The 7,236-nt window shown below is 72.9% G+C and carries 6 protein-coding genes; 4 read left to right on the plus strand and 2 right to left on the minus strand.

Going from position 1 to position 7,236, the window contains the following annotated elements:
- Positions 1–752: UDP-N-acetylglucosamine 2-epimerase (locus tag G3I40_RS38270; RefSeq protein ID WP_164559426.1), on the minus strand; the 752-nt coding region annotated here is incomplete at its 3' end.
- A 245-nt stretch (positions 753–997) separates the two neighbouring features.
- Between G3I40_RS38270 and G3I40_RS38275 the strand changes: the two genes are divergently transcribed.
- Positions 998–2,509, plus strand: coding sequence for a glycosyltransferase family 4 protein (locus G3I40_RS38275; protein WP_164559431.1), 1,512 nt, complete (start codon positions 998–1,000; stop codon positions 2,507–2,509).
- A gap of 2 nt (positions 2,510–2,511) precedes the next feature.
- Positions 2,512–3,801 carry a nucleotide sugar dehydrogenase gene (locus G3I40_RS38280; RefSeq protein ID WP_164559427.1) on the plus strand — a complete coding sequence of 430 codons (1,290 nt, stop codon included), beginning with the start codon at positions 2,512–2,514 and terminating at the stop codon, positions 3,799–3,801.
- A 209-nt stretch (positions 3,802–4,010) separates the two neighbouring features.
- Here G3I40_RS38280 and G3I40_RS38285 read toward each other — a convergent pair whose 3' ends face one another.
- Positions 4,011–4,625: an acyltransferase gene (locus tag G3I40_RS38285; RefSeq protein WP_164559428.1), complete on the minus strand. Its 615-nt coding sequence runs from the start codon at positions 4,623–4,625 to the stop codon at positions 4,011–4,013.
- 40 nt (positions 4,626–4,665) lie between these two features.
- Between G3I40_RS38285 and G3I40_RS38290 the strand changes: the two genes are divergently transcribed.
- Both G3I40_RS38290 and G3I40_RS38295 read left to right on the plus strand, forming a co-directional pair.
- Complete coding sequence (locus G3I40_RS38290; protein ID WP_164559429.1) at positions 4,666–6,249, plus strand: glycosyltransferase family 2 protein; 1,584 nt, start codon at positions 4,666–4,668, stop codon at positions 6,247–6,249.
- Positions 6,250–6,350: 101 nt separating this feature from the next.
- Positions 6,351–7,055 carry a methyltransferase domain-containing protein gene (locus G3I40_RS38295; protein ID WP_164559430.1) on the plus strand — a complete coding sequence of 235 codons (705 nt, stop codon included), beginning with the start codon at positions 6,351–6,353 and terminating at the stop codon, positions 7,053–7,055.
- Positions 7,056–7,236: the final 181 nt, after the last annotated feature.

Here is a 7,236-nt window from a genome sequence, read left to right on the forward strand (position 1 = left end):
AGCTTCACGCCGTGCTCCTCCGCGCGCGCCACCAGGCGGGGGTGGGCGAGCAGCGCGACGGGGATCGGGAGGTCGGCGAGCGCGTCGGCCAGCGCCGCGAGGCGGGCCGGGTCGTCGGTGTTCTCGGCGCGGTGCAGCGTCGCGAGCAGGTACGGCTCGCCCGCACGGATGCCCTCGGGCAGCGCGGGGGCCGGGTGCCCGCCCGCCAGGACCGCGTCCCGCATGCGCAGGCACACGTCGACCATCACGTCGCCGACCAGCACGGACCGCGAGCCGAGCCCTTCGGCCGCCAGGTGCCGCATCGCCTCCTCGGTCGGCGCGAGCAGCAGATCGGCGGCGTGATCGGTCAGCACCCTGTTGTGCTCCTCGGGCATCCGCCGGTTGAACGAGCGCAGCCCCGCTTCCAGGTGCGCCACGGGGACGTGCAGCTTCACCGCCGAAAGCGCCGCCGCCACCGTCGAGTTGGTGTCCCCGTACACCAGCACCCAGTCGGGGCGCTCGGCCTCCAGGACGGGATCGAGCGCGGTGAGGACCGCGCCCGTCTGCGCACCGTGGCCGCCGGAGCCGACGCCGAGGTGCACGTCGGGGGCGGGAATGCCGAGACCGGTGAAGAACACGTCGGACAGGTCGGCGTCGTAGTGCTGACCGGTGTGCACGATGACGTGCTCGTGACCTGAGGCGGTCAACTCGGCCGCGACGGGAGCGAGTTTGACGAACTGGGGGCGGGCGCCGACGACGCTGAGGACCTTCACGGATGACTCCTGGGCCGAGCGATGTGCTGGGTGAACCGGACTACTGCACACGGTCAACGAGCGTCCGGGACGTCACGCAGAGGGCCGTACGGGTGACGCGCTGGCGTGTCCCGTAGCGCGCGATCCGGGCGATTCGTTTCCCCTGCGGGCGATACGACTGTGATCGCCGTCGAGGACGACGGAGGAAACCGGTGATGGTGGGGCAGGCCGCGACAGACGGAAAGAAGAGCAGAGGGCGCGTGGTCATGCTCGTGGACAACGGCGTCAACGGGGACTCGCGCGTACAGAAGGCCGCCCGCTCCATGGCCGAGGCCGGCTGGAACGTGACGCTGCTCGGGCTGTCCCCGGACGGCAAGGACCGCTCGTGGAGGATCGGCGCCGCCGCGGTGAAGCTGCTGCCGGTGCGGCGCGAACTGCGGCGCCGACGCCTTCACTTGAAGCGTTCCTGGCTGCGCTACCCGTTCTCCTGCCCGCCGGGCTCCGCGGCCCGGCGCAGGCTCCAGCTGGCGCAGGCACGCCGCGCGGACCTCAGGGCGCGATCGGTGGCCCGGGGTCGCCGGTTCCGGGTCCGCGGGCTCGTCGCCAAGGCCCGGCTGCGCTGGGCCGAGCTGAGGCTGCGGCACACCGAGGCCGCCTGGGCGTCGGCGTCCGAAGCGGACCGGCTCGGCGTCCGCATGAGCACCGCCTTCTGGAAAACGGTGCGCCCCACGCGCTGCTGGCGACGCCTCGAACCCCTGCTGTGGTCCTACGAACTCGCGCTCGGCCACACCATCGACCGGCTCGGGCCCGACGTGATCCACGCGAACGACTTCCGCATGCTCGGCGTGGGCGCCCGCGCCAAACTGCGGGCCCGCGCGGCGGGCCGGGACGTCAAGCTCGTCTGGGACGCGCACGAGTTCCTGCCGGGGCTCGTCGCCCCCAACGAACGCTGGATGACCGCCCATTGCGCCTACGAGAAGGAGTACGCGCCGCACGCGGACGCCGTCGTGACGGTCTCCGAAGGACTGGCGGACCTGCTCGTCACGGGACACGGCCTGACCGAGCGGCCGGCGATCGTGATGAACGCCCCGGTGCGCACCCTGACCGACGAGCAGCGCGACACCCCGCTCGGCGACCTCAGGGAACTCTGCGGCATCGGCCCCGGCACCTCGCTCCTGGCCTACTGCGGAGGGATCGCGCCGCAGCGCGGCGTCGACGTCATGGTGGAGGCCCTGCCCCGGCTGCCCGGTGTGCACATCGCGCTGGTCTCGCTCCACAAGGGCAAGACCACCGCCGACGCGCTCACCGAGCGGGCGCGGGAGCTGGGCGTCGCGGACCGGGTGCACGCGCTGCCGTACGTGCCGCACTGGCAGGTCCCCGAGTTCCTGGCCACCGCGGACCTCGCGGTCAGCCCGCTGCTGCACCTGCCCAATCACGAGATCGCCCTGAGCAACAAGTTCTTCGAGTACTCCCAGGCCCGGCTGCCCCTCGTGGTCAGCGACATCCGGACCATGGCGGCGATGGTCCGCGCCACCGGCCAGGGCGAGGTCTACCGGGCGGGCGACCTCGACGACTACGTGCGCGCGGTGCGGGCGGTCCTCGCCGACCCGGACGCCTACCGGGCCGCGTACGACAAGCCCGACCTGCTGGAGAACTGGACCTGGGAGGCGCAGGCCGAGGTGCTCGACGGCGTGTACGCGCGCGTGCTGCCCGGTGTGGCGCCCCGCTTCCCGCAACGCACCCCCGAACCCGCGACCTCTGAGACGGGAGTCAAGTGACCATGCAGATCTGTGTAGTGGGCCTCGGCAAGATCGGCCTTCCCCTCGCCGTGCAGTTCGCCGCCAAGGGCCACCAGGTCGTCGGTGCCGACATCGACGACCGGGTGGTACGGCTCGTCGGTGACGGCGCCGAGCCGTTCCCCGGCGAGCACGGACTCGACGCAGGGCTGAAGAGCGCCGTGTCGCAGGGGCGGCTGACCGCCACGACCGACACCGCCGCGGCCGTCGCCCAGGCGGACGCCGTCGTCCTCGTCGTCCCCCTGTACGTCGACGCCGACGGCACCCCCGACTTCGCCTGGATGGACGCGGCGACGCGGGAGGTCGCCAAGGGGCTGCGCCCCGGCACGCTCGTCTCGTACGAGACCACGCTCCCCGTCGGTACGACGCGCTCGCGCTGGGCGCCGATGCTGGAAGAGGGCTCCGGGCTGCGCGCGGGCCGCGACTTCTCCCTCGTCTTCGGCCCCGAACGGGTCCTGACGGGGCGGGTGTTCGCGGACCTGCGCCGCTATCCGAAGCTGGTCGGCGGCATCGACGTCGCCTCGGCGCGGGCGGGCGTCGACTTCTACGAGGGCGTCCTCGACTTCGACGTGCGCGACGACCTGCCGCGCCCGAACGGCGTCTGGGACCTGGGCTCGGCCGAGGCGGCGGAGCTCGCCAAGCTGGCGGAGACCACGTACCGCGACGTGAACATCGGCCTCGCGAACCAGTTCGCCCGCTTCGCGGACTCCGCCGGCCTCGACGTCCTCAAGGTCATCGAGGCGTGCAACTCCCAGCCGTACAGCCACATCCACCAGCCCGGCATCGCGGTCGGCGGCCACTGCATCCCCGTCTATCCGCGCATGTACCTGTGGAACGACCCCGAGGCGACGGTCGTCCGCTCGGCCCGGGAGGCCAACGCGGCCATGCCCGCCTATGCGGTCTCGCAACTCGCGCGCGTGTACGGGGACTTGGCGGGCGCCGAGGTGCTGGTCCTGGGTGCCGCGTACCGGGGCGGGGTCAAGGAGACCGCGTTCTCCGGGGTCTTCGGGGTGGTCGGCGCGCTCCGGTCGGCCGGGGCCGTGCCCTTCGTCTCCGACCCGCTGTACGACGACGCGGAACTGGCCGAGCTGGGCCTCACGCCGTTCGCCGCGCAGGCGGTCACCGCGATCGTGGTGCAGGCCGACCACGCGGAGTACGCGGAGCTGGGGGCGGGTGACTTTCCCGAGGTCCGCGTGGTGGTGGACGGCCGCCGGGTGACGGATCCGGCCCGCTGGGAGGGCGTCCGGAGGGTCGTGCTGGGGGCACCCTCGTAACGGGGTGCGGCTGTTGCGGCATTCGTCGTGGCCGGTCGCGCCCCGCGCCCGTGAAGGCGAGCGGCCTCGCCGCTCAGCCCTCATCGGGGAAATGCGGCGCGCAGCGCCTGCATTTCAGGGGCGCGGGGAACTGCGCGAGCAATCACATCGCACCCCGCACCCGCCGACCGTCCGCCACCCGGCAGATGAGCAGGCGCCCCACCCCGGGCTCACTCCTCGACCAACCCCGACGGAGTCTCCCGGTACCGGTCCCCGGAGCGCCCGCACTGCCAGGTCCCGGGCGCGGCCTCCTCCAGTCGGACCCCGTCGCGCCCCACCCAGCCGATCCGCCGCGCCGGAACCCCCGCCACGAGCGCGAAGTCGGGCACGTCGCGGGTCACCACGGCCCCGGCCGCGACCATCGCCCAGCGCCCGACGCGCACCGGCGCCACGCACACCGAGCGGGCGCCGAGGGAGGCGCCCTCGGCGACCGTGACGCCGACCGGCTCCCAGTCGGACGCGCGCTTCACCTGGCCGTCGGGGGAGACGGACCGCGGGTTGTGGTCGTTGGTGAGGACCACCGCGGGGCCGACGAAGACGCCGTCGGCGAGGGTCGCGGGCTCGTAGACCAGCGCGTAGTTCTGGATCTTCACGTGCGCGCCGACCGAGACGTCCGTGCCGATGTAGGCGCCCCGGCCCACCACGCACCCCGCGCCGAGGGACGCGCCCTCGCGGATCTGGGCCAACTCCCAGACGGACGTGCCCGCGCCGAGCGTCGCGCTCTCGTGGACCTGGGCGCCCTCGGCGATGCGGGCGGCGGTCGTGGAACCAGTCGTAGTCGTCATGAACTATGCAACGAGCGGGGAGGTCGGTCGTTTGCATGGCATGCAGAAGACCCGCGGGGACGAGCCGGACGTCAGCGTCATCGTCGCCGTCTACAACACGATGCCGTATCTGACCGAGTGCCTGACGTCGCTCGTCGAGCAGAGCATCGGGACGGACCGGATCGAGATCGTCGCCGTCGACGACGGCTCGACCGACGGCAGCAGCAAGGAGCTCCAGCGGTTCGCCGAGCGGTACCCGGACGTCTTCACCGTCGTCCGCCAGGAGAACTCCGGCGGGCCCGCGGCGCCCAGCAACCTGGCCCTCGACCTGGCGCGCGGACGGTACGTGTTCTTCGTGGGCGCCGACGACCACCTGGGCGCCGAGGCGCTGGAGCGGCTCGTGGCGGCCGCCGACCGGCTCGGCTCCGACATCGTGCTCGGCAAGATGGTGGGGGTGGGCGGGCGCAACGGACGGCGCCCCGTCTTCGAGGACCCGCGCGAGCACGTCACCCTCTTCGACTCCAAGCTGCCGTGGGCGCTGTCCAACACCAAGTTGTTCCGGCGGGAGTTGATCGAGCGGCACCAGCTCAGGTACCCGACGGACCTGAAGGTGTTCAGCGACCAGCCGTTCACGCTGGAGGCCTGCTTCCACGCCGAGGACCGCATCGCCGTCCTCGCCGACTACGACTACTACTACGCGGTCAAGCGCGCCGACTCCGGGAACATGACGTACCGCTACCGGCGCGACGACCGGCTGCACGCCACCGCCGCGATCATGGCGGTGACGGAGCGCCTGGTGCCGCCGGGGCCGCAGCGGGACGCGGTGCATCTGCGGCACTGCACCTGGGAGTTGAACTGGACGTTCCACGACGGGTTCGTGGACGCGCCGCGCGACGAGCAGGAGCGGGCCGTGGCCGCGCTCGGGCCGCTCGTGCGGCGCCACCTCAACGACCGGGTGATGCGCCGCCTCGACCCCGGCCGCACGCTGTGCATGCGGCTCGCGGAGCGCGGGCAACTCGACGCCATCGTGGCGGTGTTGCGGACCGATCCGCGGGACGGCGGCTCCGGTCCGGCCACGGTTGTCGACGGGGATCGCGCCTACGCCGCCTATCCCTGCTTCCGTGACCCCGAACTCGCCCTGCCGGACGCGTGGTTCGACATCACCGGCGCCGCGCGCGAGCGCTTCGCGAAGCAGGCGTTCACCCCTGCCGTGCTCCGCTGGGGCGACACCCACCTGGAGATCGAGACCCGCAGCACCCTGCCCGACCTCGCCGCCTTCGGGACGGGTGCCGTACGCGCCGAGACCGCGCTGAAGCGGCCGGGCGGACAGCGGCTTCGCAGCTACGACGCCGAGGTGAGCGCCGACGACGGCGACCCGCGAGGCTGCGTCGCCCGGCTGCGGCTGCCGCTGGAGGACCTGTTCCCCGCGAAGGAGGCGCCCTGGCACGAGTGGGAGGTGCGTCTCGTGGCGCAGGCCCTCGGCGTGCGCAAGGCGATCCCGCTCGGGCCGCCCCGCGACACCGTTCCGGGCCCGCGCAGGCACCGTCTGCGGCCCTACCGGATCGCGGCCCGCGCGGCCGACGGGGCCGCCCTGGTCACCGTGGAGCCGCTTCCCGTGCGGCAGTTGCTGCGGACACGGGACTGAGGCCCTTTGCGGTCAATGGCTGCTTGACGTCGGCCGTAGCCCCGGCGGCGGTGCGGCAGTTGTAGGTGCGCCATGTCCGAGTCGAGAGAAATCGGCCCCCTATGCACCCCTCCGCGTACGCCCACATGAAGCTCTGTGTCCAGGAGTACCTGCCCGCCGAGGGCCGCCACCGCGTCGTCGACCTCGGCTCCCGCATCTCCGACAAGCAGACCCGCACGCACCGCTCGCTGCTGGCCGGGCACGACATCGACTACGTCGGCGTGGACGTGCTCGACGGGCGCAACGTCGACCGCGTGATGAAGCAGCCGTACCGGATCCCGGTCCGCTCCAAGAGCGCCGACTTCGTCATCTCGGGCCAGGCCTTCGAGCACATCCCGTTCTTCTGGGCGACGATGCTGGAGATCGCGCGGGTGCTGCGGACCGGCGGGACCGCGATCGTCACCGCGCCCTCGCGCGGCCACGTGCACGACGCGCAGGACTGCTGGCGCTACTACCCGGACGGGATGCGGGCGCTCGCCGCGTACACCGGGCTCGACCTGGTCGAGGTGCACACGGACTTCCCGCCCTTCAAGGGCATCCGGCACGACTACCCGGCCATCGACGCCAAGCACTCCTACTGGGGCGACACGGTCGGTGTCTTCCGCCGTCCGAAGAAGTACCCGGCGCTGCGGATGCGCCTCGTGCGCGGGGTGACCCGGTCCTGGGCGAACAAGGTCGGCGGCGTCGACGGCATCGCGATCCCGGCGCCGCTGGACGGGCGGGAGCTGTGCGGGCGGCCGCAGGGGGTGCCCACGCAGGTGGGCTGAGCCGGGTCACCCGGGTGGGTCAGTACAAGTGACCGAGGGGGCCCGCGCGTGTTGGGCTCCTGATGAAGATCTTGAACAGCCTCTCCGTCCCGCCCCGCCCGGCCGTCCCCGGCGCCCGCCGTTCCGGCACTCCGCCGGACGCCCCTGCCCGGCCCTGGGCCGTGCCCGCCGCCGTGCTGGC

This window comes from Streptomyces sp. SID14478, from assembly GCF_010548525.1.
Classification (GTDB): domain Bacteria; phylum Actinomycetota; class Actinomycetes; order Streptomycetales; family Streptomycetaceae; genus Streptomyces.

Bases quoted from the DNA above. Each gene is read 5' to 3' on its own strand.
- G3I40_RS38275 (WP_164559431.1), top strand. From the start codon at position 998: ATGCTCGTGGACAACGGCGTCAACGGGGACTCGCGCGTACAGAAGGCC.
- G3I40_RS38280 (WP_164559427.1), top strand. From the start codon at position 2,512: ATGCAGATCTGTGTAGTGGGCCTCGGCAAGATCGGCCTTCCCCTCGCC.
- G3I40_RS38285 (WP_164559428.1), bottom strand. From the start codon at position 4,625: ATGACGACTACGACTGGTTCCACGACCGCCGCCCGCATCGCCGAGGGC.
- G3I40_RS38290 (WP_164559429.1), top strand. From the start codon at position 4,666: ATGCAGAAGACCCGCGGGGACGAGCCGGACGTCAGCGTCATCGTCGCC.
- G3I40_RS38295 (WP_164559430.1), top strand. From the start codon at position 6,351: ATGCACCCCTCCGCGTACGCCCACATGAAGCTCTGTGTCCAGGAGTAC.